This is a genomic window from Pseudomonas sp. MF6396, assembly GCF_002018915.1.
Taxonomy (GTDB): Bacteria; Pseudomonadota; Gammaproteobacteria; order Pseudomonadales; family Pseudomonadaceae; genus Aquipseudomonas; species Aquipseudomonas palmensis.
The window spans coordinates 208,490-235,063 of record NZ_MVOK01000006.1 but is presented as its reverse complement, the minus strand read 5'-3'; the positions used below and the strand labels follow the sequence as shown (position 1 = coordinate 235,063).

Genomic DNA, 26,574 nt, shown 5'->3' with positions numbered 1-26,574 from the left:
TCCCTGAAAGTGGCGACGTTGGGGTTCAAGTGAGCGGTTCGACCCGCGGGGACAGGCATTCGGTGCGTACCGGGTAATGCTGCCCCTGGCGGTCGAGATAGTAGCATTCTAGGGCACGACTCACGGTCCTGAAAGCCAGCTCGTCCCAGGGGATCTCGCTTTCCTCGAACAGGCGCACTTCCAGGCTCTCGACGCCCACCGCAAATGCCAGGTCGGCCAGCTCGGCGCGGTAGAACACGTGCACCTGGTTGATGTGCGGCAGGTCGAACAGCTGGTACAGGGCCATCGGCCCCAGGCGCGCGCAGGCTTCCTCGTCGGCCTCGCGGCGTGCGGCGTGTTCCATGGTCTCGCCGTTTTCCATGAAGCCGGCCGGCAGGGTCCAGTAGCCACGTCGCGGCTCGATGGCGCGTCGGCACAGCAGCACCTGGCTGCCATGGCTGGGCAGCACGCCGGCGACGATATTGGGGTTCTGGTAATGGATGGTATGGCAATGATCGCAGACATGACGCAGGCGGTTGTCGCCGTCGGGGATGCGATGAGTGACCGGTTTGCCGCACGCACTGCAGTAATTCATGCTTATCTTCCTGGTGGCTGCGCCTATCTTCGCGCCAGTGCGCGCAGGCCCGCAAGCGCGATTGTCGCGGGGGCTTGGGCGGGCTGCGCCTTTGGTGCATCATGCAGAGACCCGACAGAACGAGAGAGACCATGCTGGACGAGTTACTTCGCCGAATGAGCAGTCACACGCCGGGCACCCTGGAGACCGATCGTCGGTTCCCCGAGGCTGCCGTGTTATTGCCCATCACCCGCAGCGAGTCGCCCGAACTGGTGCTGACCCTGCGCGCCAAGGGGCTCTCGACCCATGGCGGCGAAGTGGCCTTCCCCGGCGGGCGGCGAGACCCCGAAGACCCGGACCTGGTGTTCACCGCGCTGCGCGAGGCCGAGGAGGAAATCGGCCTGCCGCCCGGGCTGGTCGAAGTCATCGGCCCGCTGAGCCCGCTGGTTTCGTTGCACGGGCTGAAGGTCACGCCGTTTGTCGGGCTGATTCCCGACTATGTCGAGTACCGCGCCAACGATGCCGAGATTGCCGCGGTGTTCAGCGTGCCGCTGGAGTTCTTCCGCCAGGACCCGCGCGACCATACCCACCGCATCGACTACCAGGGCCGCAGCTGGTACGTGCCCAGCTACCGTTTCGGCGAGTACAAGATCTGGGGCCTGTCGGCGATCATGATCGTCGAGCTGGTCAACCTGCTTTACGATGCGCGCATCAGCCTGCACCATCCGCCTGAGCGCACCCCTACAAGATGAGCGGGCCCACCCGCCGCCTTCCCACCGTGAGGAACCACGCATGAAATACCGTCTGGGCGACCTGCGCGTCGAAACCCACCCACAGAGCTGGGTAGCGCCCACCGCCACGCTGATCGGCAAGGTACGCCTGCAGGCGGGGGCCAACGTCTGGTTCGGCGCGGTGCTGCGCGGCGACAACGAGCTGATCGACATCGGCGAGAACAGCAACGTGCAGGACGGTACGGTGATGCACACCGACATGGGCTGGCCACTGACCCTGGGCAAGGGCGTGACGGTCGGCCACAACGCCATGCTGCATGGCTGCACGGTCGGCGACTACAGCCTGGTGGGCATCGGTGCGGTGATCCTCAATGGTGCGCGCATCGGCAAGCACTGCATCATCGGCGCCAATGCGCTGGTGCCCGAGGGGCGCGAGATTCCCGATGGTTCGCTGGTGGTCGGCTCGCCGGGCAAGGTGGTGCGCGAACTGACCCCGGCGCAGCAGCAACTGCTCGAGGCCAGCGCTGCCCACTATGTGCACAACGCCCAGCGCTATGCCCGTGACCTTGTACCCCAGGAGGACTGATGAGCAGCCCTGAACGACCGGTGGCCTCGCCTTGCGTGCACATCTGCGCGCTGGACGAGCAGGATATCTGCACCGGCTGCCAGCGCACCGCCAGCGAGATCACGCGCTGGGGCCGCATGGCCAACGACGAACGGCGCCAGGTGCTGGTGCTGTGCCATGAGCGCGCCGTGGCGGCGGGGCTGGTGATGACGGTGGGCAAGGCCGCCGGCTGATCCCGGGCTTGGCCGTGCGGGGGCACTCAAGTACCCTGTACGGCTTGCCAACCGGTGTTTCTATGTTCTTTCTGATTGCTTATATCGCCAGCGTGGTGCTGATCAACTACGCGTTCTCCAGTGCCCCGCACCTGGACGTCATCTGGTCCGCCTGGGGCGGGCTGGTGTTCATCCTGCGCGACATGGTGCAGACCCGCTTCGGCCACGGCGCCCTGCTGGCCATGCTTGGCGCCCTGGTGCTGTCCTATATCACCTCCGAGCCTGCCATCGCCCTGGCCAGCGCCACCGCGTTCGCGGTATCGGAGCTGATCGACTGGCTGGTGTTCAGCATCACCAAGCGCCCGTTGCATGACCGCCTGTGGCTGAGCTCGGCGCTGAGCATCCCGCTGGATACCTTCATCTTCTTCGGCATGATCGGCGCACTGACCCCGGCCGTGGTCGGTACCGCGCTGGGCTCCAAGTTCGCCGGGGTGACGGTGGTGTGGCTGGCGATGGCCTGGCGCGCACGCAAGAACGCCTGCGCCATGTAAAATGGCGCTTCTTTTCACCGGGTTGCACCGTGCTGGGGCGGCCCTGGATTCCTTCCCTCTGAGGACCTGAGATGACCCGTATCGGAACCCCCTTGTCGCCGACCGCGACCCGAGTACTGCTGTGTGGCTGTGGCGAACTGGGCAAGGAAGTGGTGATCGAGCTGCAACGCCTGGGCGTTGAAGTGATTGCCGTGGACCGTTACGCCGATGCCCCGGCCATGCAGGTGGCGCACCGCAGCCACGTGATCAACATGCTCGATGGCGCCGCCCTGCGCGCAGTGATCGAGGCCGAGCAGCCGCACTACATCGTGCCGGAAATCGAAGCCATCGCCACCGCCACCCTGGTGGAGCTGGAAGCCGAAGGCTTTACCGTGGTGCCGACCGCACGCGCCGCGCAGCTGACCATGAACCGCGAGGGCATCCGCCGCCTGGCCGCCGAGGAGCTGGACCTGCCAACCTCGCCTTACCACTTTGCCGACACCTTCGAAGACTACCGCAAGGCCGTCGAAGACCTCGGCTTCCCGTGTGTGGTCAAGCCGGTGATGAGCTCGTCGGGCAAGGGCCAGAGCCTGCTCAAGGGCGTCGATGACGTGCAGGCTGCCTGGGACTATGCCCAGGAAGGCGGGCGTGCCGGCAAGGGCCGGGTCATCATCGAGGGCTTCATCGACTTCGAGTACGAGATCACCCTGCTCACCGTGCGCCATGTGGGCGGCACCACCTTCTGCGCGCCGGTCGGGCATCGCCAGGAGAAGGGCGATTATCAGGAGTCGTGGCAGCCGCAGGCGATGAGCCCCAAGGCGCTGGCCGAGTCCGAGCGCGTGGCGCGTGCGGTGACCGAGGCCCTGGGTGGTCGCGGCATGTTCGGCGTGGAGCTGTTCGTCAAGGGCGACCAGGTGTGGTTCAGCGAAGTCTCGCCGCGCCCGCACGACACTGGCCTGGTGACCCTGATCTCCCAGGACCTGTCGCAGTTCGCGCTGCATGCGCGGGCGATCCTGGGCCTGCCGATTCCGCTGATTCGCCAGTTCGGGCCGTCGGCTTCGGCAGTGATTCTGGTGGAAGGCACTTCGCAGCAGACCGCCTTCGCCAACCTCGGCGCGGCGCTGAGCGAGCCGGACACGGCGCTGCGCCTGTTCGGCAAGCCAGAAGTGAATGGCCAGCGGCGCATGGGCGTGTGCCTGGCGCGTGACGAGTCGATCGAAGCCGCGCGGGCCAAGGCGACCCGGGCTTCGCAGGCAGTCAGCGTAGAGCTGTAAGGCTTTAGTACGTCATCGCGGGTCAGGCCCGCTCCCACAGGGACAGTGATGATGCCTGTGGGAGCTGGCCTGACCCGCGATAGCTGCGCAGCAGCCCGTCTTCAGAGTTCCGTATGCCGGGTCTCTTTCAGGCACAGCACTGCAATCAGGCTCAGTACTGCCGCCGCCGACACATACCCGCCCACCCAGCTCAGGCCGCCCATGGCCACCAGCTTCTGTGCAAAGAACGGCGCCGCCGAGGCCCCGACGATCCCGCCCAGGTTGTACGCCGCCGAGGCCCCGGTATAGCGCACGTGCGTGGGGAACAGCTCAGGCAGCAGCGCCCCCATCGGCGCGAACGTCACCCCCATCAGAAACAGTTCGATGGCCAGAAACAACGCCACGCCCGCGGTCGACCCCGACGTCAGCAGCGGCTCGATGGTGAACCCCGACAGGATGGCCAGCACCCCACCCACGATCAGCACCGGCTTGCGTCCGTACCGGTCGCTCAGCCAGGCCGACAGCGGCGTGGCCAGGGCCATGAACACCACCGCAAAGCACAGCAGTGCCAGAAAGGTCTCGCGGCTGTAGCCAAGGGTCGATACCCCGTAGCTCAGCGAGAACACCGTCGAGATGTAGAACAGCGCATAGCACACCACCATCGCCGCCGCGCCCAGCAGGGTCGGCGCCCAGTACTGTGCGAACAGCTCGACCACCGGCATCTTCACCCGCTCGTGGCGCGCCACGGCCTTGGCGAACACCGGCGACTCCTCGAGCTTGAGCCGCACATACAGCCCCACGATCACCAGCGCGGCGCTGAGCAGGAACGGAATGCGCCAGCCCCAGCTGCGGAACTGCTCGTCGGAAAGGGTCATGGCCAGGGTCAGGAACAGGCCGTTGGCCGCCAGAAAGCCGATCGAAGGGCCCAGCTGCGGGAACATGCCGAACCACGCCCGCTTGCCCTTGGGCGCGTTCTCGGTGGCCAGCAGCGCTGCACCGCCCCATTCGCCGCCCAGCCCCAGGCCCTGGCCGAAGCGCAGCAGGCACAGCAGGATCGGCGCCCAGGCGCCAATGCTGTCGTAACCCGGCAGCACGCCGATCAGCGTGGTGCAGATGCCCATCAGCAGCAGCGAGGCCACCAGCGTCGACTTGCGGCCGATGCGGTCGCCAAAATGGCCGAACAGCGCCGAACCCAGCGGGCGCGCCAGAAACGCGATGCCGAAGGTGAGGAAGGCCGAGAGCATCTGCGCGGTGCCCGAGGTCTGCGGGAAGAACACCGGGCCGATCACCAGGGCCGCTGCCGTGGCGTATACGTAGAAGTCGTAGAACTCGATGGCGGTGCCGATGAAGCTGGCCGTGGCTACCCGGGCGGGCGAGTTGACTGGGGGCGCTGCGGTTTCATCGTTGTTGTTATAGGTGCTGCTGGTCGTCATGAACGTTTCCCTGTCGAGTGCTGCGAAGGCTCCGGCACCTGCCGCGGGCAAGCGCCGGCGGGCTCGAGTATAGCTAGCGGGAAACGGTCCAGACCAGTATGCGGCTGGCGCAATTGTCCTCGGTTTCGAGGATTTCCATGCGATAACGGCCCATTTTCAGGCACACCGCGCTGGCAGGGATGCTTTCCAGCGCCTCGGTCACCAGGCCGTTCAGGGTTTTCGGGCCGTCGCTGGGCAGGTGCCAGCCCAGGCTGCGGTTGAGCTCGCGGATCGAAATGTTGCCCTCGATCACGTAGCGCCCATCGGGCTGCGGGTGAATGTGCGGGTTGTCCAGGCTGTGCTCTTCCTCGAACTCGCCCACGATCTCTTCAAGAATGTCTTCCAGGGTGACGATGCCCTGCACTTCGCCATATTCGTCCACCACCACGCCCAGGCGCCGCTGCTGTTTGTGAAAGTTCAGCAGCTGCAGCTGCAGCGGTGTGCTTTCGGGCACGAAGTATGGCTCGTAGCACGCCGCCAGCAGGTTGGCCAGGGTCAGCTCGGCCTTGGGCAGCAGATGGCTGATCTGACGCGTGTTGAGGATCGCCTCGACCTGGTTGATATCACTGTGGAACACCGGCAGGCGGGTGTGACGGCTGACGATCAGTTGCTCGATGATCTTTTCGATCGGCTCGTCGAGGTTGATCCCGTCGACATCGTTGCGCGGCACCAGGATGTCGTTGACCGTCACCTTGTCCAGCGCCTGAAGGCTGCCGAGCAGGTCGCTCCTGTGCTGGGCATGTTCCTCGTCCGGCGTGCCGGGGGCGCCGGGGGTGTCGTGGCGATTGTCATGCTGGGTGACGGCCGTGACCTTGCCCGCGAAGGGGCGCAGCAACAGGCGTGCAACGCCATCGAGCAGCCAGGCCAGTGGCTGCAGCAGCATGAGCGGCACCTTGAGCAGGCTCTCGCCCAGGCCCAGCAGGGCGTCGGGGTAGCGTCGGGCCAGCTGGCGGGGGAGGTAGTCGGTGAGCACCAGCACGGCCAGTGCCGCTGCCGCGCAGGCCAGCCAGAAGCCGCGCTCGCCGGCATGGGCAAAGCCCAGCAGCGAGGCCAGGGCGAACACCAGCAGCTTGCCCAGGGTGGCGCCCAGCATCAGTGCACGTTCGCTTCTGGGGCCATTGCGGCGGGTGCCGCCCTGTTGCTGCTGGGCGGCATCCACTGCGCTGAACAGCGCCGACCACACCAGGGTCAGTGCCAGTACCGCGACCTGTGGGCCTAACGGCAGAGTGTTCATAGGTCGCCTGTCAGATATGCAGAATGAATTCGCGTACCAGCTTGCTGCCGAAATACGCCAGCATCAGCAGGCAGAAACCGGCCAGGGTCCAGCGGATCGCCTTGTGACCGCGCCAGCCCAGGCGGGTGCGGCCCCACAGCAGGACGCCGAAGACGATCCAGGCCACGCAGGCGAGCAGGGTCTTGTGCACCAGGTGCTGGGCGAACAGGTTGTCCAGGAACAGCCAGCCGGAGATCAGCGACAGCGACAACAGCGCCCAGCCGGCCCACAGGAAGCCGAACAGCAGGCTCTCCATGGTCTGCAGCGGCGGGAAGTTGCGGATCAGGCCCGAGGGGTGCTTGTGCTTGAGCTGGTAATCCTGCACCAGCAGCAGCAAGGCCTGGAACACCGCGATGGTGAACAGCCCGTAGGCCAGGATCGATAGCAGGATATGCGCCAGGATGCCGGGCTCCTCGTTGACCAGCGGCACCGTGCCCGAGGGCGCGAACTGCGCCATCAGCGCGGTCAGCAGGCCCAGCGGGAACAGCAGCAGCAACAGGTTCTCCACCGGGATGCGCAGGGTGGCGACCAGGGTCAGGGCAATCACTGCGGTGGCGATCAGGCTGGCGGCGCTGAAGAAGTCCAGGCTCAGGCCCAGCGGCGTGAGCAACTGCCAGCACAACGCGGTGCCCTGAGCGACCACGGCGAAGGCGCCGAGCATTCCGAGCAGCCGCTTGTCGGCCTTGGTGCCTCGGGCCAGGCGGGTGCCTTGATAGAAAATCGCGGCGGCGTACAGGCAGGCGGCGATCAGATTGGGTAGCAAGCTGGGTGACAAGGGGAGCATAAGTCCTGTTAGGCAAGCCCGAAAGGCCCTGAGTTTGGCATACAACGCGCCTGCCAAGGAAGACTGGTGGCCGACGCCATGGTGTGCGCGTGCGCGAGTCTTCGCTATAATCGCCGGCCTGCCCTTGCCCAAGGCTGGCCGAATGCGCCAGGGGCAGCTGATAAACCTCGGTTCTACAGAGCCTGAAAGGATCCCCATGTTTGAAAACCTGACCGACCGTCTGTCACAGACGCTGCGCCATGTCACCGGTAAAGCCAAGCTCACCGAGGACAATATTAAAGACACCCTGCGCGAAGTGCGCATGGCGTTGCTCGAGGCCGACGTCGCCCTGCCGGTGGTCAAGGATTTCGTCAACAAGGTCAAGGAGCGCGCGGTCGGCACCGAGGTGTCGCGCAGCCTGACGCCTGGCCAGGCGTTCGTGAAGATCGTCCAGGCCGAACTCGAAGAGCTGATGGGCGCGGCCAACGAAGACCTCGCGCTCAACAGCGCGCCGCCTGCCGTGGTGCTGATGGCCGGCCTGCAGGGTGCGGGCAAGACCACCACCGCCGGCAAGCTGGCGCGCTTTCTCAAGGAGCGCAAGAAGAAGAGCGTGATGGTGGTGTCGGCCGACGTGTACCGTCCGGCGGCCATCAAGCAGCTCGAAACCCTGGCCAACGACATCGGCGTGACCTTCTTCCCGTCGGACATCACCCAGAAGCCGGTGGCCATCGCCGAGGCGGCGATTCGCGAAGCCAAGCTCAAGTTCATCGACGTGGTCATCGTCGACACCGCCGGGCGTCTGCACATCGATGCCGAGATGATGGGCGAGATCAAGCAGCTGCACGCTGCGGTCAAGCCGATCGAGACCCTGTTCGTGGTCGATGCCATGACCGGCCAGGACGCCGCCAACACCGCCAAGGCGTTTGGCGAGGCGCTGCCGCTGACCGGCGTGATCCTGACCAAGGTCGACGGTGATGCCCGTGGCGGTGCCGCGCTGTCGGTACGCGCGATCACCGGCAAGCCGATCAAGTTCATCGGCATGGGCGAGAAGAGCGAAGCGCTCGAACCGTTCCACCCGGACCGCATTGCCTCGCGGATCCTGGGCATGGGCGACGTGCTCAGCCTGATCGAGCAGGCCGAGCAGACCCTGGACAAGGAAAAGGCCGACAAGCTGGCCAAGAAGCTGAAGAAGGGCAAGGGCTTCGATCTCGAGGACTTCCGCGACCAGCTGCAGCAGATGAAGAACATGGGCGGCCTGAGCGGCCTGATGGACAAGATGCCGAGCATCGGCGGCGTCAACCTGTCGCAGATGGGCAATGCCCAGGGCGCGGCAGAGAAGCAGTTCAAGCAGATGGAGGCGATCATCAACTCCATGACCCCGGCCGAGCGCCGCGACCCCGAGCTGATCAGTGGTTCGCGCAAGCGCCGCATCGCCATGGGCTCGGGCACCCAGGTGCAGGACATCGGCCGCTTGATCAAGCAGCACAAGCAGATGCAGAAGATGATGAAGAAGTTTTCCACCAAGGGCGGCATGTCGAAGATGATGCGCGGCCTTGGCGGCATGCTGCCTGGCGGCGGCATGCCCAAGCTGTAACCACATTCAGGCCGGTGCCTCCCGTGGGGCACCGACCGGAACCCCGCCGCTGGCGGGACCCGTGCCGCCTTCTATATACAGAAGCGGCTCATTCGCAGATCAGCACGGCGGCTTGTCGCTCGCCGTGAAAAGGCATTTGCAAAAGTCCGTGTATTCCTTGAGAATATGCGGCCTTTCGGGCACCCGTGTGCCCGCTGTGCATTATGATTTGCAGCACCGACTACAGGAACGATGTTCTATGCTAACCATCCGTCTTGCCCGTGGCGGCTCCAAAAAGCGCCCATTCTACACCCTGACCGTGACCGACTCGCGTAACCCGGTTACCGGTTCGCACATCGAGCAGGTTGGTTTCTTCAACCCTATCGCTCGTGGCCAGGAAGTTCGCCTGTCCGTTAAGCAGGATCGCGTTGCTCACTGGCTGAGCGTTGGCGCACAGCCATCCGAGCGCGTTGCAAAACTGCTGAAAGATGCTGCTAAGGCTGCTGCCTGAATAGTATGAGCGCGACGCCAGAAAAAGCTGACGACCTGATCGTTGTTGGCAAGATTTTTTCGGTTCACGGCGTTCGCGGCGAGGTGAAGGTCTTTTCCTTTACCGATCCGATTGAAAACCTGTTGGATTACCGCAACTGGACGCTCCGGCGCGAAGGTGTGGTCAAGCAGGTCGAGCTGGTCAGCGGCCGATCCACTCAAAAGGATCTGGTTGCCAAGCTCAAAGGCCTCGACGATCGCGATGAAGCCCGTCTTCTGAGCGGTTACGAGATTTGCATCTCGCGTAGCCTTTTGCCCGACCTGACCGAAGACGAGTACTACTGGTACCAGTTGGTAGGTCTGAAAGTCATCAACCAGGACGAACAGCTGTTCGGCACGGTTGATCACCTGTTGGAGACCGGCGCGAACGATGTAATGGTGGTCAAGCCCTGCGTGGGCAGCCTGGATGATCGTGAACGCCTGTTGCCCTATACCGGGCAGTGCGTGTTGAAGGTCGACCTGGCTGCAGGCGAAATGAGGGTGGAATGGGACGCGGACTTCTAGACGATGGCGAGCCTTCGTGTCGAAGTCATTACGTTGTTCCCCGAGATGTTCTCGGCCATCAGTGAGTACGGCATTACCAGCCGCGCGGTGAAGCAGGGGTTGTTGCAACTGACCTGCCACAATCCGCGGGACTACACCACAGATCGCCACCACACCGTGGATGATCGGCCGTTTGGCGGTGGTCCGGGCATGGTGATGAAGATCAAGCCCCTGGAAGATGCGCTGGTTCAGGCCAGGCAGCAGGCAGGGGAAGCGGCGAAGGTGATCTACCTGTCGCCACAAGGCCGTCAGCTGAATCAGTCGGCGGTACGCGAACTGGCGAATGCAGAGTCGTTGATTCTCATCGCAGGTCGTTATGAAGGCATTGACGAGCGGTTCATTCAGGCTCATGTCGATGAAGAGTGGTCGATTGGCGACTATGTACTGTCTGGCGGCGAGCTGCCGGCGATGGTCCTGATCGATGCGGTTACGCGGCTGCTGCCCGGAGCTTTAGGGCATGCGGACTCGGCGGAGGAAGACTCCTTCACCGATGGTCTGCTCGATTGCCCGCACTACACCCGACCGGAGGTGTATGCGGATCAGCGTGTTCCCGACGTGTTGCTCAGTGGCAACCATGCACACATCCGGCGCTGGCGTTTACAGCAGTCCCTTGGGCGGACCTATGAACGACGCGTCGATCTTCTGGAAAGTCGCTCACTTTCTGGAGAAGAGAAGAAGCTGCTCGAGGAGTATCTCCGAGAGCGGGACGATAGTTAACGTATCGATGGTGGGTCTGACGACCTATCTTAGGAGCACAGCATGACCAACAAAATCATTCTGCAACTCGAAGCCGAGCAGATGACCAAAGAGATCCCGACCTTTGCCCCAGGCGACACTGTTGTCGTTCAGGTGAAAGTGAAGGAAGGCGACCGTTCGCGTCTGCAGGCGTTCGAAGGTGTTGTTATCGCCAAGCGTAACCGTGGTGTGAACAGTGCTTTCACTGTTCGTAAAATCTCCAACGGTGTTGGCGTAGAGCGTACTTTCCAGACCTACAGCCCGCAGATCGACAGCCTGGCCGTGAAACGTCGTGGTGACGTGCGTAAAGCCAAGCTGTACTACCTGCGCGACCTGTCCGGCAAAGCCGCTCGCATCAAGGAAAAACTGGCCTGAGGCTAGTTTGACCGGCGGGCACGGGACCGCCATGCGAAAAGAAAGCAGCCTTCGGGCTGCTTTTTTGTTGTCCGTCATTCGTGTTTCAGAGATGTCATGAACAGTAGAGAGCAAGAGATCCAGCGCCGTACCCAGTTGTCGGTGACCCGCGTGACCAAGGCGGTGTTCCCCTCGACCACCAACCATCACAACACCCTGTTCGGCGGCACCGCGCTGGCGTGGATGGACGAGGTGTCGTTCATTGCCGCCACGCGCTTCTGCCGCTTGCCGCTGGTGACGGTGTCGACCGACCGCATCGACTTCAAGCACCCGATTGCCGCCGGCTCGATCGTGGAACTGGTGGGGACGGTGGTGAAGGTGGGTACCACCAGCCTGAAGGTCGAGGTGGAGGTGTTTGTCGAAAGCATGAGCTGCGACAGTCGCGAGAAGGCGATTCACGGGTTGTTCAGCTTCGTCGCCATCGACGAAGACAAGCGGCCGGTGCCGGTGTTGCCCGGCTTCTGAACGGCCAACAAGCCCGCGCGATCAACCTGCCTGCGGCTGGACCAGCGCCACCAGCGTCCACCCAGGCCCCGGCTTCAGCGCCGTATCCGGTCCTACCACATACACCCAGCCACTGGCATCGCGGGCAAACAGCAAGGTCGCGCGATCGCCATGCAACGCCTGGTAGTCCGCCCAGCCAAACGCCTCGGTCAGGTGTGTGGTGTACAGCTCGGCGCCCTGGTTGAACAGGTTGGCCAGTTGCACATAGGTCAACGCCTGGCTGCCAAACAGGCGCCCGCGATGTTCGTCACTGGCGCGGTGCTTGTCGCTGCGCTGGCGCTCCAGCCCGCTGGCCAGCACGAACAGGCGCTGATGCCCGAAATCATGTCGAAAGCGCGTGCATGCCAGGGTGTTGAGCTCGCCCGCCGGCGACAGCCCCAGCAGGTGCCCCAGGCCTACAAGGTCCAGGTGCGCATCGGCATGCTGCGAGGCCGGGTGACCGAAATAGGTCGGCAACCCCTCCATGCGCGCCGCGCGGATGTTCTCCCAGCTCGAATCGGCCAGCAGCACCCGGCTGCCCAGTTGTTGCAAGGCCGTGCCCAGGGCCCTGGCCGGCGCGTTGGCGCCCACGATCAGAAACCCGCTGGGGGCAGGCTCGGCCACCTTGAGCAGGCGCGCCAGCGGCCGCGCCGTGGCGCTTTGCAGCACCACCGTACCGATGATCACCGCGAACGTCAGCGGCACCAGCAGCAAGGCCCCCGCGTGCCCGGCCTCGTCCAGGCGAATCGCGAAAATCGCCGATACTGCCGCGGCCACGATGCCGCGCGGGGCGATCCAGGCCAGCAGCGCACGCTCGCGCCAGTTGAGCTGCGAGCCCCAGGTCGACAGCGCCACGTTCAGCGGCCGCGCAATCAGCTGAATCACCAGCAGCAGGGCCAGCACCGCAGGGCCCAGGCCGAGCAGGGCATTCAGGTCCAGGCGCGCCGCCAGCAGAATGAACAGGCCGGAGATCAGCAGCACGCTGAGGTTCTCCTTGAAGTGCAGGATCTGGCGCACATCCACGCCCTTCATGTTGGCCAGCCACATGCCCATCAGGGTCACCGCCAGCAGCCCCGACTCGTGCATCACCTGGTTGGAGGCGATGAAGATCCCCAGCACCGCTGCCAGCGAGGCCAGGTTGTGCAGGTACTCGGGCAGCCATTGATGGCGGATCACCTGGCCCAGCAGCCAGCCACCGGCCACGCCGAAGGCGCTGCCGCACAGGATCACCCCGGCGAACGTCAGCAGGCTCTGGCTCAGGCCGTCGCCAGCGGCGCTGGCAATGATGAAGCTGTACACCACCACCGCCAGCAGGGCGCCGATCGGGTCGATGACGATGCCTTCCCAGCGCAGGATGTTGGCCACCGCCGCCTTGGGCCGTACCACCCGCAGCATCGGCACGATCACGGTCGGCCCGGTGACCAGGGTCAGGGTGCCGAACAGGATCGCCAGCAGCCAGTCGAACCCCAGCAGCCAGTGGGTGGCCGCGCTGATCACCACCCAGGTGGACAGCGCGCCGAGGGTCACCATGCGCCGCACCACCGTGCCGATCTCGCGCCATTGCGACAGGTGCAGGGTCAGGCTGCCCTCGAACAGGATCAGCGCCACCGCCAGCGACACCAGCGGCATCAGCAGCGGGCCGAACATTTCCTGCGGGTCGAGCCAACCCAGGATCGGCCCGGCCATTATGCCGCTGAGCAGCAGGAACAGGATCGCCGGCAGCTTCAGCCGCCAGGCCAGCCACTGGCAGCCCAGGGCCGCGACACCGATCCCGCCGAATGCCAGCAATATCTCTTGTTCGTTCATTCGGGCTCCCTATGCCGGCGGTGTTATGGAAGACTAGCGGTATTTTTACGGCCTACCACCGAGTCTTCATGCCCGCCATCGACCACCCGCTGATCGACCAGTTCCTCGACGCCCTGTGGCTGGAGAAGGGGCTTTCCGACAACACCCGAGCGTCCTACCGCAGCGACCTGGCCCTGTTCAACGGCTGGCTTCAGGAACGTGGCATGGTGTTGCCCGATGCCGGTCGCGAGCTGATCCTGGACCACTTGGCATGGCGCCTCGACCAGGGCTACAAGCCCCGTTCCACGGCGCGGTTCCTGTCGGGCGCGCGTGGCTTCTATCGCTATCTGCTGCGCGAGAAGCTGATCGCCCTCGACCCGACCCTGCAGGTCGACATGCCGCAACTGGGCAAGCCGTTGCCCAAGTCGCTGTCCGAGGCCGATGTGGAGGCCCTGTTGAAGGCTCCCGACCTTGGCGAGGCCATCGGCCAGCGCGACCGTGCCATGCTCGAGGTGCTGTATGCCTGCGGGCTGCGCGTCACCGAGCTGGTGAGCCTGACCCTCGATCAGGTCAACCTGCGCCAGGGCGTGCTGCGGGTGATGGGCAAGGGCAGCAAGGAGCGCCTGGTGCCGATGGGGGAGGAGGCGGTGGTGTGGGTAGAACGTTACCTGCGCGACGGCCGCGTCGAACTGCTCAACGGCCGCCCCAGCGATGTCCTGTTCCCCAGCCAGCGTGGCGAGCAGATGACCCGCCAGACCTTCTGGCACCGCATCAAGCACCAGGCCCAGGTGGCCGGGATCGGCAAGGCGCTGTCGCCGCACACCCTGCGCCATGCCTTCGCCACCCACCTGCTCAACCACGGCGCCGACCTGCGCGTGGTGCAGATGCTGCTGGGCCACAGCGACCTGTCGACCACCCAGATCTACACCCATGTGGCCCGCGCCCGCCTGCAGGAACTGCATGCCCGTCATCACCCGCGCGGCTGAGCGCTGATCGCACATTGCATGCGTCGCCAGCAGTCAATGCAGGGCGGCGAATGTGGTACGCTTTCGCGGTTTACACCCGGGCCCTGGATCGCGGCCGTTTTTCGGTACGCCTGTTCCGCTTTCGGCCCCCTGTCCGCCTTCAGGAGTTTTCATGCGCGTGACCCAGATTTTAGCCGCCGCCGCCCTGGCGCTGGCCAGTTCCTTCGCCGTGGCTGCGGCCAACGATGCCGAGCAGGCGATTCGCAAGTCGCTGCAGTCGCTGGAGTCGGAAATACCGGTCGACAGCATCGCTGCCAGCCCGGTCAACGGCCTGTACGAGGTCAAGCTCAAGGGCGGCCGTGTGCTGTACGCCAGCGCCGACGGCCAGTTCCTGGTACAGGGCTATCTGTTCCAGATCCAGGACGGCAAGCCGGTCAACCTGACCGAAAAGGCCGAGCGCGTGGCCATCGCCAAGACCATCAATGCGATTCCGGCTTCCGAAATGGTGGTTTACCCTGCCAAGGGCGAAACCAAGTCGCACATCACCGTGTTCACCGACACCACCTGCCCGTACTGCCACAAGCTGCATGCCGAAGTGCCCGAGCTGAACAAGCGCGGCATCGAGGTGCGCTACGTGGCCTTCCCGCGCCAGGGCCTGGGCTCGTCGGGTGACCAGCAGCTGCAGGCGGTATGGTGTTCCACCGACCGCAAGGCGGCCATGGACAAGATGGTCGACGGCAAGGAAATCAAGGCCGCCAAGTGCGAGAACCCGGTCAGCAAGCAGTTCCAGATGGGGCAGTCGATCGGCGTCAACGGCACGCCGGCCATCGTGCTCGAGGACGGTCAGGTGATCCCGGGTTATCAGCCGGCGCCGCAAGTGGCCAAGCTGGCATTGACCGCAAGCAAGTAATTCAATCAGTGAGCCGTCACCATGGGGAGACGGCTGTTTTTTCGACCGGCGCATGGCCGGTCGTTCAATGGGGAGTTCACAGTGAAACCGGTCAAAGTAGGCATCTGTGGGTTGGGGACCGTCGGTGGCGGTACCTTCAATGTACTTCAGCGTAACGCCGAGGAGATTGCCCGCCGCGCCGGGCGTGGAATCGAAGTGGCACAAATCGCCATGCGTACGCCAAACCCGAACTGCCAGATTACCGGTACCCCCATTACCGCTGATGTGTTCGAGGTCGCGAGCAACCCCGAGATCGATATCGTCATTGAACTGATTGGCGGCTACACCATTGCCCGCGAGCTGGTGCTCAAGGCCATCGAGAACGGCAAGCACGTGGTCACCGCCAACAAGGCGCTGATTGCCGTGCACGGCAACGAGATCTTCGCCAGGGCGCGCGAGAAGGGCGTCATCGTCGCCTTCGAAGCGGCCGTGGCCGGCGGTATCCCGGTGATCAAGGCGATCCGCGAAGGCCTGTCGGCCAACCGCATCAACTGGGTGGCCGGTATCATCAACGGCACCGGCAACTTCATCCTCACCGAAATGCGCGAGAAGGGCCGCACCTTCCCCGACGTGCTGGCCGAAGCCCAGGCGCTGGGCTATGCCGAGGCCGACCCGACGTTCGACGTCGAGGGCATCGACGCCGCGCACAAGCTCACCATCCTGGCGTCCATCGCTTTCGGTATCCCGCTGCAGTTCGACAAGGCCTACACCGAAGGCATCACCCAGCTGACCACGGCCGACGTGAACTACGCCGAAGCGCTGGGCTACCGCATCAAGCACCTGGGCGTGGCCCGCAGCACGGCCAATGGCATCGAACTGCGCGTGCACCCGACGCTGATTCCGGCCGACCGCCTGATCGCCAATGTCAACGGCGTGATGAACGCGGTGATGGTCAACGGTGATGCCGCAGGCTCCACCCTGTTCTACGGCGCCGGCGCCGGCATGGAACCGACCGCCTCGTCGGTAATCGCCGACCTGGTCGACGTGGTCCGTGCCATGACCAGCGACCCGGAAAACCGCGTGCCGCACCTGGCCTTCCAGCCCGACTCGCTGTCGGCTCACCCGATCCTGCCGATCGAAGCCTGCGAGAGCGCCTACTACCTGCGCATCCAGGCCAAGGATCGTCCGGGCGTGCTGGCCCAGGTGGCGAGCATCCTGTCCGAGCGCGGCATCAATATCGAGTCGATCATGCAGAAGGAAGTCGAGGAGCACGATGGCCTGGTGCCGATGATCCTGCTCACCCACAGCGTGCTCGAGCAGCGCATGGACGACGCGATCACCGCCCTGGAAGCCTTGCAGGATGTGGTTGGCAGCGTTGTGCGCATCCGCGTCGAACAACTGAACTGAGCCGTCTTTGAGTTAGAGGAATAGGTCATGCGTTACATCAGTACCCGCGGCAAGGCACCGGCCCTGAATTTTGAAGATGTCCTGCTGGCCGGCCTGGCCAGCGATGGCGGCCTGTACGTGCCGGAAAACCTGCCGCGCTTCACCCAGGAAGAAATCGCCTCGTGGGCCGGCCTGCCGTACCACGAGCTGGCCTTCCGGGTGATGCGCCCGTTCGTCACCGGCTCCATTGCCGATGCCGACTTCAAGAAGATCCTCGAAGAAACCTACGGCGAGTTCGCTCACGCCGCGGTTGCCCCGCTGCGTCAGCTGAACAGCAACGAGTGGGTGCTGGAGCTGTTCCACGGCCCGACCCTGGCGTTCAAGGACTTCGCCCTGCAACTGCTCGGCCGCCTGCTCGATCACGTGCTGGCCAAGCGCGGCGAGCGCGTGGTGATCATCGGTGCCACCAGCGGTGACACCGGTTCGGCTGCCATCGAAGGCTGCCGGCGTTGCGACAACGTCGACATCTTCATCCTGCACCCGCACCAGCGTGTGTCGGAAGTTCAGCGCCGCCAGATGACCACCATCTTCGGCGAGAACATCCACAACATCGCCATCGAAGGCAACTTCGACGACTGCCAGGAGATGGTCAAGGCCAGCTTCGCCGACCAGGGCTTCCTCAAGGGCACCCGCCTGGTGGCCGTGAACTCGATCAACTGGGCGCGGATCATGGCCCAGATCGTGTACTACTTCCACGCCGCCCTGCAGTTGGGTGGCCCGGCGCGTTCGGTGGCGTTCTCGGTGCCTACCGGCAACTTCGGCGACATCTTCGCCGGTTACCTGGCGCGCAACATGGGCCTGCCGATCAGCCAGCTGATCGTGGCAACCAACCGCAACGACATCCTGCACCGCTTCATGAGCGGCAACCAGTACGTCAAGGAAACCCTGCACGCCACCCTGTCGCCGTCGATGGACATCATGGTGTCGTCGAACTTCGAGCGCCTGCTGTTCGACCTGCACGGTCGCAATGGCGCCGAGATTGCCGGCCTGATGGACACCTTCAAGCAGGGTGGCGGCTTCAGCGTCGAGCAAGACCGCTGGACCGAGGCGCGCAAGCTGTTCGATTCGCTGGCGGTGGATGATGCGCAAACCTGCGAGACCATCGCCGACGTGTTCGCGCAAACCGGCGAAGTGCTCGACCCGCACACCGCGATTGGCGTCAAGGCCGGCCGCGAGTGCCGTCGCAGCCTGGACACGCCGATGGTGGTGCTGGGTACCGCGCACCCGGTCAAGTTCCCCGAGGCGGTGGAGAAGGCGGGCGTGGGCAAGGCCCTGGAGCTGCCGGCGCACCTGACCGACCTGTTCTCCCGCGAGGAGAAATGCACGGTACTGCCCAACGACCTGAAAGCGGTGCAGGCCTTCGTCAGCCAGCACGGCAACCGTGGCAAGCCGCTCTGACGGCAGCGGTATGCAGCGTTGAACCAGGCCCCGGTGCGCAAGCCCCGGGGCATTTTGTTGCGCGGCCCGCCATGCCACGGCAGGAACCTGGCTTGCTGGCGAACCGACGCGACGCGTCGATACCGTGGCGACACGAGGACGTTGCCGCCCCCTGGTTTCGGATTTTTCCTATGGGACGCCCGCGCGGGCTTTCCTAGAGTGGGCTCCCGTCCAATCCGGAGTCGCCCATGCGCTCACTCAAGGTTCTGCTTCTGGAGCCCCATGCCTATCGGCTGATGAACCTGCACCAGATGCTCAATGGCCTGGGCATCTACGACGTGCGCGTGGCTGAAACGACCCTCCAGGCGCACGGTGTGCTCGAACGACGGGGGCCGGTGGATATCGTCATCTGTGACCCGCTGTCGCCCGAGCACGATGGCATGGGCTTCGTCGAGCACCTGGCGCTGCACGGCCTTGCCAGTGCCCTGATTGTCCTCAGTGGCGCCAGGCGCAGCGTGCTCCAGGGGGTTGTCGAACTGATCGAGCTGTCGGGCCTGCGGGTGCTGGGCAGCACCCCCGCGCCAGCCAGCCCCAGCCAGTTGCACCCGTTGCTGCTGCAACATCCGGAGGCCGGGCCCGTGGCATGAATCTGTCATGTGCACCGGGCATGCTCGATGAACGTGCAGCGCGCCGCGGCAGAACTTTCAGCCTGTGCCGAGGGTCAGTGAAAGACCCCCTTCAACAACAACGTGAACGGTGAATGGATGGACAATATCAGCTTGTTGCTAAGTGAAGCATTGACGCCCTATCAGGTCACGCTGACCTCCCGGCATGCCAGTGCCGACTTCGACCTGCAACTGGTCGACCCTGCCGGCGACACCGTGCTGCAGCGCAGTGTCAAGGCCAGCCAGCTGCATGACCAGCGCCTGCTCATCGACCTGGTGGACGGTATCCAACGTGACCTGCGCATCCACGAAGGACGCCTGCAACCCTGCGTGATCGCAGCCCTCAAACATGCCCGCCAGGGCCGCGCGCAAATCGTTGCGGTGTGACGGGAACCTTTGTCCAGACAGGTACTCAGACAGCTTAAGGACAGTTGAACGGCATTTTGCTCCGATGCCGCCAGGCTGTTCGTGCGAGGCTCCAAGCAGCCCTCGTTTAACCCCGACGGCCTCCCCACCGCTCGGGGTTTCTTTTTGCCTGCGTAAAAGCGCGTGCCGGGGTCAGTGCTGGCTCAGCAGCTCGCGCGCCGCATCGAGGTAGGTCTTGCGCTGGTCGGGCTCTAGCCATTGTGCATACAGCGGTGCCAGGGTCTGCAGGCGCAGGTTGCGCAGCAACTGGTCGAGGTGGCTGATGGCCTCGCGGCCCAGCGGGGTGTCGGAGCAACCCACGTAGGTCAGCTGGTAGCGCGCCACGCCCTTGATCGGGAAGTACGTCAGGGCCTGGGGCTGCGGCTGCTTTTCGTTCATGTAGCGCACTTCCGGCCAGTAGGCCAGCAGCAGGTTCAGGCGCCCCAGCTGCTGCATCTGCAGCAGGCTGCCCACCGCATCGTTGCCGTAATGGCGGCTGATGGTGGCGGGCGGGGCGTTGGCCAGTATCGCGTCCACGGCGGGGCTGTAGCTGCGCTGGCCGACGACACCGAGCTTGTGCGTGTTGCTTGCCAGCAGGGCGTCCAGGTCGATTTCGCCATCGTGCAGGTACGGCGCAAGGCTTGCCTGGTCACTCTGGCGGGCAATCACCATGTTGCTCTGCGCAGCCAGCGCCGGTATCGAGAACTTCACGAAGCGCTCGCGCTCCGGGGTTCGCAGCAGCGTGGGGTCGCAGGTGAAGGAGGGCTCCTGGAGCATCTGCATGCCGCGCGCGCGGTTGACCCGCACGATGCTGTGCTGGTACTCGGGCATCTGCGCGATGAGCAGCGGCAGCAGCTGGTCCATGGCGCCCTGGCCGGTTTTGGGGCCCTCGAACACGGTCAGCGGCGGCAGGTCGCGCAACAGCCAGGTGAGGGTTTCCTTGGCCCAGCTCGAGGCAGGCAGCAGGCTCAGCAGCACAGCCAGCAGTGCGCCGTGCAGGTTGCAGCACATGGCGCGACTCAGACCGCGCCCTGTTCGCGAAGATGGGCGATCTGCGCCGCGTCATAGCCCAGCTCGCCCAGCAACTGCGCGGTGTGCTCGCCCAGCGCCGGCCCCACCCACTCGCTGGAGCCTGGGGTGTCCGACAGCTTGGGCACGATGCCCGGCATCTTGAACGGCTTGCCGTCGGGCAGCCTGGCCTGGAGGAACATCTCGCGGGCGAGAAACTGCGGGTCGCTGAACATGTCTTCGGCCGAGTAGATGCGGCTGGCCGGCACCTGGGCCTGGTTGAGCACCTGCATCAGGGTGTCCAGCGGCACGCTGCGGGCCCAGCGGTCGATCACCGCATACAGCTCGTCGCGGCGCATGTCGCGCCCGTCATTGCTGGCCAGCGCCGGGTCGGCGGCCAGGTCGTCGCGCCCGATGGCCTGCATGAAGCGTTTGAAGATCGCATCGCCATTGGCGCCGATCTGCACATGCTTGCCATCGGCGCTGGTATGGATGGAGGAGGGGGTGATGCCCGGCATGATGTTGCCGGTGCGCTCGCGGATGAAGCCGAATACGTCGAACTCCGGCACCATGCTCTCCATCATCGCGAAGATGGCCTCGTACAGGGCCACGTCGACCACCTGGCCCTGGCCCCCGTTGACCTCGCGATGACGCAGCGCCATCAGTGCGCCGATCACGCCCCACAGCGCGGCAATCGAGTCGCCGATGGAAATGCCGGTGCGTACCGGCGGGCGGTCCTCGAAACCTGTGATGTAGCGCAGCCCGCCCATCGACTCGCCGACCGCGCCGAAGCCGGGCTGGTCTTTCATCGGCCCGGTCTGGCCGAAGCCGGACAGGCGTACCATCACCAGCTTCGGGTTCAGCGCGTGCAGTACCTCCCAGCCCAGGCCGAGCTTTTCCAGAACGCCGGGGCGGAAGTTCTCGATCAGGATGTCGGCCTCGCCCAGCAGCTGCTTGAGAATGGCCAGGCCTTCGGGGTGCTTGAGGTTGAGCGTGAGCGACTGCTTGTTGCGCGCCTGCACGAACCACCACAGCGAGGTGCCCTCGTACAGCTTGCGCCATTTGCGCAGCGGGTCGCCGCCATCGGGCGATTCGACCTTGACCACCTGGGCGCCGAATTCGGCGCAGATGCGCGAGGCGAAGGGGCCGGCGATCAGGGTGCCGAGTTCGATGACTTTGAGGCCGGCAAGCGGTTTGGTGGGCAACGACATGGGGCTTCCGTGGCAGCAGGGCAGAGCGCTAGTTTTTATCACAGGGCGGCAGCGGCAGATACTGCTGTTGGCCGCAGATTGTACGGTTCGGTTCGTTGATTGCCAGCGCATCGGTTAGACTGGGCGACTTTTCCTGTTACCAGAAGCCCGTCCATGGCCCAGCCGTCCACCACCTACAAGTTTGAACTGAACCTCACCGATCTCGACCGCGGCGTGTACGAAAGCGTCAAGCAGACCATCGCCCGCCACCCTTCGGAAACCGAAGAGCGCATGGCCGTGCGCCTGCTGGCCTATGCCCTCTGGTACAACGAGCAGCTGTCGTTCGGTCGCGGCCTGTCGGACGTCGACGAGCCGGCGCTGTGGGAAAAAAGCCTGGATGACCGGGTGCTGCACTGGATCGAAGTCGGCCAGCCCGATGCCGACCGCCTGACCTGGTGCTCGCGCCGCACCGAGCGCACCAGCCTGCTGGCCTACGGCAGCCTGCGGGTGTGGGAAACCAAGGTGATCCCGGCGGTCAAGAACCTGAAGAACCTCAACATCGCCGCCGTGCCGCAAGAGGTGCTGGAGGTCCTGGCCAAGGACATGCCACGCGCCATCAAGTGGGATGTGATGATCAGCGAAGGCACGGTGTTCGTCACCGACGACCGCGGCCAGCACGAAGTCCAGCTGCAATGGCTGCTGGGCGAGCGCGGCTGATCCGCCCGCCGACCTTTTTCAAACCAGAGAAGCCTTGATCACTCCATGCGTATCGAACCGCGTTCACTGCCGTCCACCCTGCCGTTTCTTGGCGACCTGCCGCCCCTGCTGACCCGCCTGTACGCCGCCCGTGGCGTACAGAGCGCCGTCGAGCTGGACAAGAGCCTGGCACGCCTGCTGCCCTATCAGCAGCTCAAGGGTATCGACGCGGCGGTAGACCTGCTGGTGGAGGCACTGGACCAGCGCCAGCGCATCCTGATCGTCGGCGACTTCGACGCCGACGGTGCCACGGCCAGCACCGTGGGCGTGCTGGGCCTGCGCCTGCTGGGCGCCGCGCACGTCGACTACCTGGTGCCCAACCGTTTCGAATACGGTTACGGGCTGACCCCGGAAATCGTCGAGGTGGCACTGCAGCGCACGCCGCAGCTGCTGATCACCGTGGACAACGGCATCTCCAGCGTCGAAGGCGTGGCGGCGGCCAAGGCGGCCGGCCTGAAGGTGCTGGTCACAGACCACCACTTGCCGGGCCATGCGCCGCCGGCGGCCGATGCCATCGTCAACCCCAACCAGCCGGGCTGCGAGTTTCCGAGCAAGGCACTGGCCGGGGTCGGGGTGATCTTCTACGTATTGATGGCGCTGCGTGCGCGCTTGCGCAGCCTGGGCCGCTACGACGACCGCCCGCAGCCGAACATCGGCGAGCTGCTCGACCTGGTGGCGCTGGGCAGCGTGGCCGACGTGGTACCGCTGGACGCCAACAACCGCATCCTCGTGCACCAGGGCCTGGAGCGCATCCGTGCCGGTCGCGCGCGCCCGGGGCTCAAGGCGATTCTCGAGGTGGCCCGGCGCGAAGCGGCGCGCATCACCTCCACCGACCTGGGCTTCATCCTGGGCCCGCGGCTCAATGCTGCCGGGCGCCTGGACGACATGAGCCTGGGCATCGAATGCCTGCTCAGCGACGACCCGACCCTGGCCCGCGAGATGGCGGTGCAGCTGGACGAACTGAACCAGGACCGCAAGTCCATCGAGCAGGGCATGCAGCGCGAGGCGCTGGCCCAGCTCAAGGACCTGCCGCTGGAGTCGATGCCGTTCGGCCTGTGCCTGTACGAGGCTGACTGGCACCAGGGCGTGATCGGCATTCTGGCCTCGCGTCTGAAAGAACGTTATCACCGCCCGACCATCGCCTTTGCCGATGCCGGCGAAGGCATGCTCAAGGGCTCTGCACGCTCGGTGCCGGGCTTTCACATTCGCGATGCACTGGACGCCGTGGCGGCGGCCAACCCGGAGCTGATCAGCAAGTTCGGCGGGCACGCCATGGCGGCGGGGCTGTCGCTGCCGGCCGAGAACTTCCCGGCGTTCGCCCAGGCGTTCGATGAAGAAGTCCGCCGCCAGTTGCAGGAGGACGACCTCACCGGCCGGCTGCTGTCCGACGGCAGCCTGGCGGTCGAGGAGTTCCACCTGGAGCTGGCCCGCGCCCTGCGCAACGCCGGGCCGTGGGGGCAGCATTTTCCCGAGCCGTTGTTTCATGGCGTGTTCCAGCTGGTGCAGCAGCGGGTGGTGGGCGAGCGTCACCTGAAGGTGGTGCTCAAGAGCGAATGCGGTTCGGTGACCCTCGACGGCATCGCCTTTGGCATCGACCGCGAGGTATGGCCCAACCCCACCGTGCGCTGGGTGGAGCTGGCCTACAAGCTGGACGTCAACGAGTTTCGCGGCAACGAGACGGTGCAGTTGATGATCGCCCACATCGAGCCGCGCTGAACCCCTGGGTGGGCAAACTGGTCTAGTCTCTCAGAGACCGGCACTGAGCCGCGGGGAAGCCAAGGCGCTCGGTCCGGTCCACCATTCGGAGACTGGAGAGGTGCCCCATGAGCCTGCTGCTTGAGCCCTATACCCTGCGTCAACTGACGCTGCCCAACCGCATTGCGGTCTCGCCGATGTGCCAGTATTCGAGCGTCGACGGCCTGGCCAACGACTGGCACCTGGTCCACCTGGGCAGCCGCGCGGTCGGCGGTGCCGGGTTGATCTTCACCGAAGCCACCGCCGTCACGGCCGAGGGCCGCATCACCGCCCAGGACCTGGGCCTGTGGTGCGACGAACAGATCGCCCCCCTGCAACGCATCACCCGCTTCATCACAGCCCAGGGCGTGGTGCCCGGCATCCAGCTGGCGCACGCCGGGCGCAAGGCCAGCACGCATCGGCCGTGGCTGGGCAAGCACGGCAGCGTCAAGCCCGAGGACGGTGGCTGGGTGCCGGTGGGGCCGTCGAAAATCGCCTTCGACCCGCAGCACACGGCGCCCACCGAATTGAGCGAAGGGCAGATCCACGAGGTGATCCAGGCCTTTGTCGAGGCCGCCCGGCGTGCACTGGTGGCCGGCTTCAAGGTCGTGGAGGTGCATGCCGCCCATGGCTACCTGCTGCACCAGTTTCTCTCGCCATTGAGCAACCAGCGTCGCGACCAGTACGGCAGCTCGTTCGAGAACCGCATTCGCCTGACCTTGCAGGTGACCGAGGCGGTGCGCGAGGTGTGGCCGTCGGAGTTGCCGCTGTTCGTGCGGGTATCGGCCACCGACTGGGTGGAGGATGGCTGGAACCCGGATGAAACCGTCGAGCTGGCCAAGCGCCTCAAGGCCCTGGGCGCCGACCTGATCGACGTGTCGTCGGGCGGCACCTCGATGAATGCCGAGATTCCCACCGGGCCTGGCTATCAGACACGCTTTGCCGAGCGGGTGCGCAAGGAATCGGGGATCGCCACCGGCACGGTGGGCATGATCACCGAGCCGGCCCAGGCCGAGCACATTCTGCGCACCGGCCAGGCCGACATCATCCTGCTGGCCCGCGAGCTGCTGCGCGACCCGTACTGGCCGCTGCATGCCGACGACGACCTGGGCGGGCAGAAGGCCATATGGCCGGCGCAGTACCAGCGTGCGACCCACCGCGACCAGCCGATCCACGAGTCCGACCTGCGCGACTGAAGGCTATGCCAAAGGGCCGCCGAGCGGCCCTCCTGCGCAGGTAACGCCTGCCTGCGCCGTGGGCCTCAATGCCTGAACATCACATGCCGCACGCAGGTGTAGTCCTCCAGCCCATACATCGACATGTCCTTGCCGTAGCCCGACAGCTTCTGCCCGCCGTGGGGCATTTCGCTGACCAGCATGAAGTGCGTGTTGACCCAGGTGCAGCCGTACTGCAACCGGGCGGACACCCGGTGGGCGCGGCCGACATCGGCGGTCCACAGTGACGAGGCCAGGCCGTAGTCCGAATCGTTGGCCCAGGCCAGCGCCTGCGCTTCGTCTTCGAAGCGGGTCACCGACACCACTGGCCCGAACACCTCGCGGCGCACGATCTCGTCATCCTGCTGGGCGTCGGCCAGCACCGTCGGCTCGAAGAAGAACCCGTCGCCCGCCACCGCCTTGCCGCCGGTGACCAGGCGAATATGCGGCTGGGCCACGGCGCGCTCCACCAGCGCTGCCACCCGGTCGCGGTGTGCGGCACTGATCAGCGGCCCGAGTTCGGTGTCCGGGTCGTCCTGCAACCCGTGCCGGAGGCTGGCCACCGCCTCGCCGAGCTTGTTCACGAAGGTGTCGTAGATGCCGGCCTGGGCGTAGATCCGGCAGGCCGCGGTGCAGTCCTGCCCGGCATTGTAGAAGCCGAAGGTGCGAATGCCTTCCACCGCAGCGTCGATGTCGGCATCGTCGAAGATGATCACCGGGGCCTTGCCGCCCAGTTCCATGTGCAGGCGTTTCACGCTGTCGGCGGTGCCGGTGATGATCTGGCTGCCGGTGGCGATCGAGCCGGTCAACGACACCATGCGCACCTTGGGGTGGGTGACCAGGGGCATACCTACGCTCTGGCCCTTGCCGAACAGGATGTTGAGCACCCCGGCCGGAAACAGCTCGGCCGCCAGTTCGCCCAGGCGCAGGGCGGTCAGCGGGGTCTGTTCCGAAGGCTTGAGCACCACGGTGTTGCCGGCGGCCAGGGCCGGGGCGATCTTCCATGCCAGCATCATCAGCGGGTAGTTCCACGGCGCGATGGACGCCACCACACCCAGCGGGTCGCGGCGCACCATCGAAGTGTGCCCCGCCAGGTACTCGCCCGCCGCCGAGCCGCCCAGACAGCGGCTGGCCCCGGCAAAGAAGCGGAACACGTCGGCGATTGCCGGCAGTTCGTCGTTCAGCGCGGCCGGGTAGGGCTTGCCGCAGTTGTCCGATTCCAGCCTGGCCAGCTCCCCGGCATGGGCGTCTATCAGGTCGGCCAGCTTGAGCAGCAGTGCGGCGCGGTCTTTCGGTGCGGTCTGCGACCAGCCGTCGAAGGCATGGTCGGCGGCGCGCACCGCCGCATCCACCTGCGCTTCGCTGGCCTCGTTGATGTCCACCAGCACGCTGCCCAGCGCGGGGTTGAGCACGCTGTGGGCCGGGCCTTCGCCGGCGACGAGCTGGCCGTTGATCAGCAGTCGGGTTTGCATGGTGTTCGATCCTCCTGGT

The 26,574-nt window shown here is 65.2% G+C and carries 28 protein-coding genes; 20 read left to right on the top strand and 8 right to left on the bottom strand.

From position 1 onward, the window contains the following. Positions 1 to 25: 25 nt before the first annotated feature. Complete coding sequence (locus MF6396_RS08730; protein WP_043863174.1) at positions 26 to 574, bottom strand: NUDIX hydrolase; 549 nt, start codon at positions 572 to 574, stop codon at positions 26 to 28. Between the two features lie 131 nt (positions 575 to 705). Here MF6396_RS08730 and MF6396_RS08725 point away from each other — a divergent pair, with 131 nt between their 5' ends. From MF6396_RS08725 to purT, 5 genes are all read left to right on the top strand, one after another. Then, a complete protein-coding gene (locus tag MF6396_RS08725) occupies positions 706 to 1,305 on the top strand; it encodes a CoA pyrophosphatase (protein ID WP_043863175.1) in 600 nt (199 codons plus the stop codon). Between the two features lie 40 nt (positions 1,306 to 1,345). Further along, positions 1,346 to 1,870 (top strand): gamma carbonic anhydrase family protein, encoded by a 525-nt coding sequence (locus tag MF6396_RS08720; protein ID WP_054915036.1) that lies wholly within the window; start codon positions 1,346 to 1,348, stop codon positions 1,868 to 1,870. Further along, complete coding sequence (locus tag MF6396_RS08715) at positions 1,870 to 2,082, top strand: DUF1289 domain-containing protein (protein WP_043863177.1); 213 nt, start codon at positions 1,870 to 1,872, stop codon at positions 2,080 to 2,082. The genes MF6396_RS08720 and MF6396_RS08715 overlap by 1 nt, the downstream gene beginning before the upstream one ends. A 62-nt stretch (positions 2,083 to 2,144) precedes the next feature. After that, a complete protein-coding gene (locus MF6396_RS08710) occupies positions 2,145 to 2,612 on the top strand; it encodes a VUT family protein (RefSeq protein WP_043863178.1) in 468 nt (155 codons plus the stop codon). A gap of 71 nt (positions 2,613 to 2,683) precedes the next feature. Further along, positions 2,684 to 3,865, top strand: coding sequence for a formate-dependent phosphoribosylglycinamide formyltransferase (gene purT, locus MF6396_RS08705; protein WP_043863179.1), 1,182 nt, complete (start codon positions 2,684 to 2,686; stop codon positions 3,863 to 3,865). A 101-nt stretch (positions 3,866 to 3,966) separates the two neighbouring features. Here the strand turns inward: purT and MF6396_RS08700 are convergent, their stop codons facing one another. From MF6396_RS08700 to MF6396_RS08690, 3 genes are all read right to left on the bottom strand, one after another. After that, a complete protein-coding gene (locus MF6396_RS08700; protein WP_078480094.1) occupies positions 3,967 to 5,277 on the bottom strand; it encodes an MFS transporter in 1,311 nt (436 codons plus the stop codon). A gap of 73 nt (positions 5,278 to 5,350) precedes the next feature. Further along, positions 5,351 to 6,550, bottom strand: coding sequence for a transporter associated domain-containing protein (locus tag MF6396_RS08695; protein ID WP_078480093.1), 1,200 nt, complete (start codon positions 6,548 to 6,550; stop codon positions 5,351 to 5,353). A 10-nt stretch (positions 6,551 to 6,560) separates the two neighbouring features. Further along, complete coding sequence (locus MF6396_RS08690) at positions 6,561 to 7,373, bottom strand: cytochrome C assembly family protein (protein ID WP_043863182.1); 813 nt, start codon at positions 7,371 to 7,373, stop codon at positions 6,561 to 6,563. A gap of 196 nt (positions 7,374 to 7,569) precedes the next feature. Between MF6396_RS08690 and ffh the strand changes: the two genes are divergently transcribed. The 6 genes from ffh to MF6396_RS08660 all read left to right on the top strand — a co-directional run bounded on the left by ffh (position 7,570) and on the right by MF6396_RS08660 (position 11,631). Further along, positions 7,570 to 8,946 (top strand): signal recognition particle protein, encoded by a 1,377-nt coding sequence (gene ffh / locus MF6396_RS08685; protein WP_043863183.1) that lies wholly within the window; start codon positions 7,570 to 7,572, stop codon positions 8,944 to 8,946. A gap of 238 nt (positions 8,947 to 9,184) precedes the next feature. Next, complete coding sequence (gene rpsP / locus MF6396_RS08680; RefSeq protein WP_028942918.1) at positions 9,185 to 9,436, top strand: 30S ribosomal protein S16; 252 nt, start codon at positions 9,185 to 9,187, stop codon at positions 9,434 to 9,436. 5 nt (positions 9,437 to 9,441) lie between these two features. Next, entirely contained in the window at positions 9,442 to 9,978 is a 537-nt protein-coding gene (rimM, locus tag MF6396_RS08675) for a ribosome maturation factor RimM (protein ID WP_043863184.1), read from the top strand. 3 nt (positions 9,979 to 9,981) lie between these two features. Then, the gene (trmD, locus tag MF6396_RS08670; protein ID WP_043863185.1) at positions 9,982 to 10,734 is read left to right on the top strand and encodes a tRNA (guanosine(37)-N1)-methyltransferase TrmD; all 753 of its coding nucleotides are present in this window, start codon (positions 9,982 to 9,984) and stop codon (positions 10,732 to 10,734) included. A 42-nt stretch (positions 10,735 to 10,776) separates the two neighbouring features. Further along, positions 10,777 to 11,127, top strand: a complete 351-nt coding sequence (gene rplS / locus MF6396_RS08665) for a 50S ribosomal protein L19 (RefSeq protein ID WP_043863186.1) — start codon at positions 10,777 to 10,779, stop codon at positions 11,125 to 11,127. Between the two features lie 96 nt (positions 11,128 to 11,223). Then, entirely contained in the window at positions 11,224 to 11,631 is a 408-nt protein-coding gene (locus MF6396_RS08660; RefSeq protein WP_043863187.1) for an acyl-CoA thioesterase, read from the top strand. A gap of 21 nt (positions 11,632 to 11,652) precedes the next feature. Here the strand turns inward: MF6396_RS08660 and MF6396_RS08655 are convergent, their stop codons facing one another. Next, complete coding sequence (locus tag MF6396_RS08655) at positions 11,653 to 13,455, bottom strand: cation:proton antiporter (protein WP_078480092.1); 1,803 nt, start codon at positions 13,453 to 13,455, stop codon at positions 11,653 to 11,655. A 68-nt stretch (positions 13,456 to 13,523) separates the two neighbouring features. On the opposite strand from MF6396_RS08655, the gene xerD reads away from it, so the two are divergent. The 6 genes from xerD (at position 13,524) to MF6396_RS08625 (ending at position 19,163) form a co-directional block, all read left to right on the top strand. Then, positions 13,524 to 14,420 carry a site-specific tyrosine recombinase XerD gene (xerD, locus tag MF6396_RS08650; protein ID WP_043863189.1) on the top strand — a complete coding sequence of 299 codons (897 nt, stop codon included), beginning with the start codon at positions 13,524 to 13,526 and terminating at the stop codon, positions 14,418 to 14,420. A 151-nt stretch (positions 14,421 to 14,571) separates the two neighbouring features. Further along, entirely contained in the window at positions 14,572 to 15,309 is a 738-nt protein-coding gene (gene dsbC / locus MF6396_RS08645; protein WP_043863190.1) for a bifunctional protein-disulfide isomerase/oxidoreductase DsbC, read from the top strand. 81 nt (positions 15,310 to 15,390) lie between these two features. Next, positions 15,391 to 16,695 carry a homoserine dehydrogenase gene (locus tag MF6396_RS08640; protein WP_043863191.1) on the top strand — a complete coding sequence of 435 codons (1,305 nt, stop codon included), beginning with the start codon at positions 15,391 to 15,393 and terminating at the stop codon, positions 16,693 to 16,695. Positions 16,696 to 16,722: 27 nt separating this feature from the next. Next, a complete protein-coding gene (gene thrC, locus MF6396_RS08635; protein ID WP_054915029.1) occupies positions 16,723 to 18,132 on the top strand; it encodes a threonine synthase in 1,410 nt (469 codons plus the stop codon). 227 nt (positions 18,133 to 18,359) lie between these two features. Continuing rightward, positions 18,360 to 18,758, top strand: a complete 399-nt coding sequence (locus MF6396_RS08630; protein ID WP_054915028.1) for a response regulator — start codon at positions 18,360 to 18,362, stop codon at positions 18,756 to 18,758. A 117-nt stretch (positions 18,759 to 18,875) separates the two neighbouring features. Next, entirely contained in the window at positions 18,876 to 19,163 is a 288-nt protein-coding gene (locus MF6396_RS08625) for a DUF3509 domain-containing protein (protein WP_078480091.1), read from the top strand. Positions 19,164 to 19,334: 171 nt separating this feature from the next. Here the strand turns inward: MF6396_RS08625 and MF6396_RS08620 are convergent, their stop codons facing one another. Further along, positions 19,335 to 20,192 (bottom strand): TIGR02285 family protein, encoded by an 858-nt coding sequence (locus MF6396_RS08620; RefSeq protein ID WP_043863194.1) that lies wholly within the window; start codon positions 20,190 to 20,192, stop codon positions 19,335 to 19,337. 8 nt (positions 20,193 to 20,200) lie between these two features. Beyond that, positions 20,201 to 21,400, bottom strand: a complete 1,200-nt coding sequence (locus MF6396_RS08615) for a CaiB/BaiF CoA transferase family protein (RefSeq protein WP_078480090.1) — start codon at positions 21,398 to 21,400, stop codon at positions 20,201 to 20,203. A gap of 153 nt (positions 21,401 to 21,553) precedes the next feature. Between MF6396_RS08615 and MF6396_RS08610 the strand changes: the two genes are divergently transcribed. From MF6396_RS08610 to MF6396_RS08600, 3 genes are all read left to right on the top strand, one after another. After that, a complete protein-coding gene (locus MF6396_RS08610) occupies positions 21,554 to 22,096 on the top strand; it encodes a YaeQ family protein (protein WP_054915026.1) in 543 nt (180 codons plus the stop codon). Positions 22,097 to 22,141: 45 nt separating this feature from the next. Beyond that, positions 22,142 to 23,851 (top strand): single-stranded-DNA-specific exonuclease RecJ, encoded by a 1,710-nt coding sequence (gene recJ / locus MF6396_RS08605; protein ID WP_078480089.1) that lies wholly within the window; start codon positions 22,142 to 22,144, stop codon positions 23,849 to 23,851. Positions 23,852 to 23,958: 107 nt separating this feature from the next. Further along, entirely contained in the window at positions 23,959 to 25,065 is a 1,107-nt protein-coding gene (locus tag MF6396_RS08600) for an NADH:flavin oxidoreductase/NADH oxidase (protein ID WP_043863198.1), read from the top strand. Positions 25,066 to 25,130: 65 nt separating this feature from the next. Here MF6396_RS08600 and MF6396_RS08595 read toward each other — a convergent pair whose 3' ends face one another. After that, on the bottom strand, positions 25,131 to 26,555 hold the full coding sequence (locus MF6396_RS08595) for a gamma-aminobutyraldehyde dehydrogenase (RefSeq protein WP_058541466.1): 1,425 nt from the start codon (positions 26,553 to 26,555) through the stop codon (positions 25,131 to 25,133). Positions 26,556 to 26,574 lie beyond the last annotated feature (19 nt).

Excerpts from the sequence above, each read along its gene's own strand:
- MF6396_RS08655 (WP_078480092.1), bottom strand. The coding sequence starts at position 13,455 with ATGAACGAACAAGAGATATTGCTGGCATTCGGCGGGATCGGTGTCGCG.
- trmD (WP_043863185.1), top strand. The coding sequence starts at position 9,982 with ATGGCGAGCCTTCGTGTCGAAGTCATTACGTTGTTCCCCGAGATGTTC.
- MF6396_RS08595 (WP_058541466.1), bottom strand. The coding sequence starts at position 26,555 with ATGCAAACCCGACTGCTGATCAACGGCCAGCTCGTCGCCGGCGAAGGC.
- MF6396_RS08695 (WP_078480093.1), bottom strand. The coding sequence starts at position 6,550 with ATGAACACTCTGCCGTTAGGCCCACAGGTCGCGGTACTGGCACTGACC.
- thrC (WP_054915029.1), top strand. The coding sequence starts at position 16,723 with ATGCGTTACATCAGTACCCGCGGCAAGGCACCGGCCCTGAATTTTGAA.
- rplS (WP_043863186.1), top strand. The coding sequence starts at position 10,777 with ATGACCAACAAAATCATTCTGCAACTCGAAGCCGAGCAGATGACCAAA.
- xerD (WP_043863189.1), top strand. The coding sequence starts at position 13,524 with ATGCCCGCCATCGACCACCCGCTGATCGACCAGTTCCTCGACGCCCTG.
- MF6396_RS08625 (WP_078480091.1), top strand. The coding sequence starts at position 18,876 with ATGGACAATATCAGCTTGTTGCTAAGTGAAGCATTGACGCCCTATCAG.
- MF6396_RS08620 (WP_043863194.1), bottom strand. The coding sequence starts at position 20,192 with ATGTGCTGCAACCTGCACGGCGCACTGCTGGCTGTGCTGCTGAGCCTG.
- rimM (WP_043863184.1), top strand. The coding sequence starts at position 9,442 with ATGAGCGCGACGCCAGAAAAAGCTGACGACCTGATCGTTGTTGGCAAG.
- MF6396_RS08730 (WP_043863174.1), bottom strand. The coding sequence starts at position 574 with ATGAATTACTGCAGTGCGTGCGGCAAACCGGTCACTCATCGCATCCCC.
- MF6396_RS08630 (WP_054915028.1), top strand. The coding sequence starts at position 18,360 with ATGCGCTCACTCAAGGTTCTGCTTCTGGAGCCCCATGCCTATCGGCTG.
- dsbC (WP_043863190.1), top strand. The coding sequence starts at position 14,572 with ATGCGCGTGACCCAGATTTTAGCCGCCGCCGCCCTGGCGCTGGCCAGT.
- purT (WP_043863179.1), top strand. The coding sequence starts at position 2,684 with ATGACCCGTATCGGAACCCCCTTGTCGCCGACCGCGACCCGAGTACTG.
- MF6396_RS08600 (WP_043863198.1), top strand. The coding sequence starts at position 23,959 with ATGAGCCTGCTGCTTGAGCCCTATACCCTGCGTCAACTGACGCTGCCC.
- MF6396_RS08725 (WP_043863175.1), top strand. The coding sequence starts at position 706 with ATGCTGGACGAGTTACTTCGCCGAATGAGCAGTCACACGCCGGGCACC.
- MF6396_RS08690 (WP_043863182.1), bottom strand. The coding sequence starts at position 7,373 with ATGCTCCCCTTGTCACCCAGCTTGCTACCCAATCTGATCGCCGCCTGC.
- recJ (WP_078480089.1), top strand. The coding sequence starts at position 22,142 with ATGCGTATCGAACCGCGTTCACTGCCGTCCACCCTGCCGTTTCTTGGC.
- MF6396_RS08715 (WP_043863177.1), top strand. The coding sequence starts at position 1,870 with ATGAGCAGCCCTGAACGACCGGTGGCCTCGCCTTGCGTGCACATCTGC.
- MF6396_RS08615 (WP_078480090.1), bottom strand. The coding sequence starts at position 21,400 with ATGTCGTTGCCCACCAAACCGCTTGCCGGCCTCAAAGTCATCGAACTC.
- MF6396_RS08610 (WP_054915026.1), top strand. The coding sequence starts at position 21,554 with ATGGCCCAGCCGTCCACCACCTACAAGTTTGAACTGAACCTCACCGAT.
- MF6396_RS08700 (WP_078480094.1), bottom strand. The coding sequence starts at position 5,277 with ATGACGACCAGCAGCACCTATAACAACAACGATGAAACCGCAGCGCCC.
- MF6396_RS08660 (WP_043863187.1), top strand. The coding sequence starts at position 11,224 with ATGAACAGTAGAGAGCAAGAGATCCAGCGCCGTACCCAGTTGTCGGTG.
- MF6396_RS08720 (WP_054915036.1), top strand. The coding sequence starts at position 1,346 with ATGAAATACCGTCTGGGCGACCTGCGCGTCGAAACCCACCCACAGAGC.
- MF6396_RS08710 (WP_043863178.1), top strand. The coding sequence starts at position 2,145 with ATGTTCTTTCTGATTGCTTATATCGCCAGCGTGGTGCTGATCAACTAC.
- rpsP (WP_028942918.1), top strand. The coding sequence starts at position 9,185 with ATGCTAACCATCCGTCTTGCCCGTGGCGGCTCCAAAAAGCGCCCATTC.
- ffh (WP_043863183.1), top strand. The coding sequence starts at position 7,570 with ATGTTTGAAAACCTGACCGACCGTCTGTCACAGACGCTGCGCCATGTC.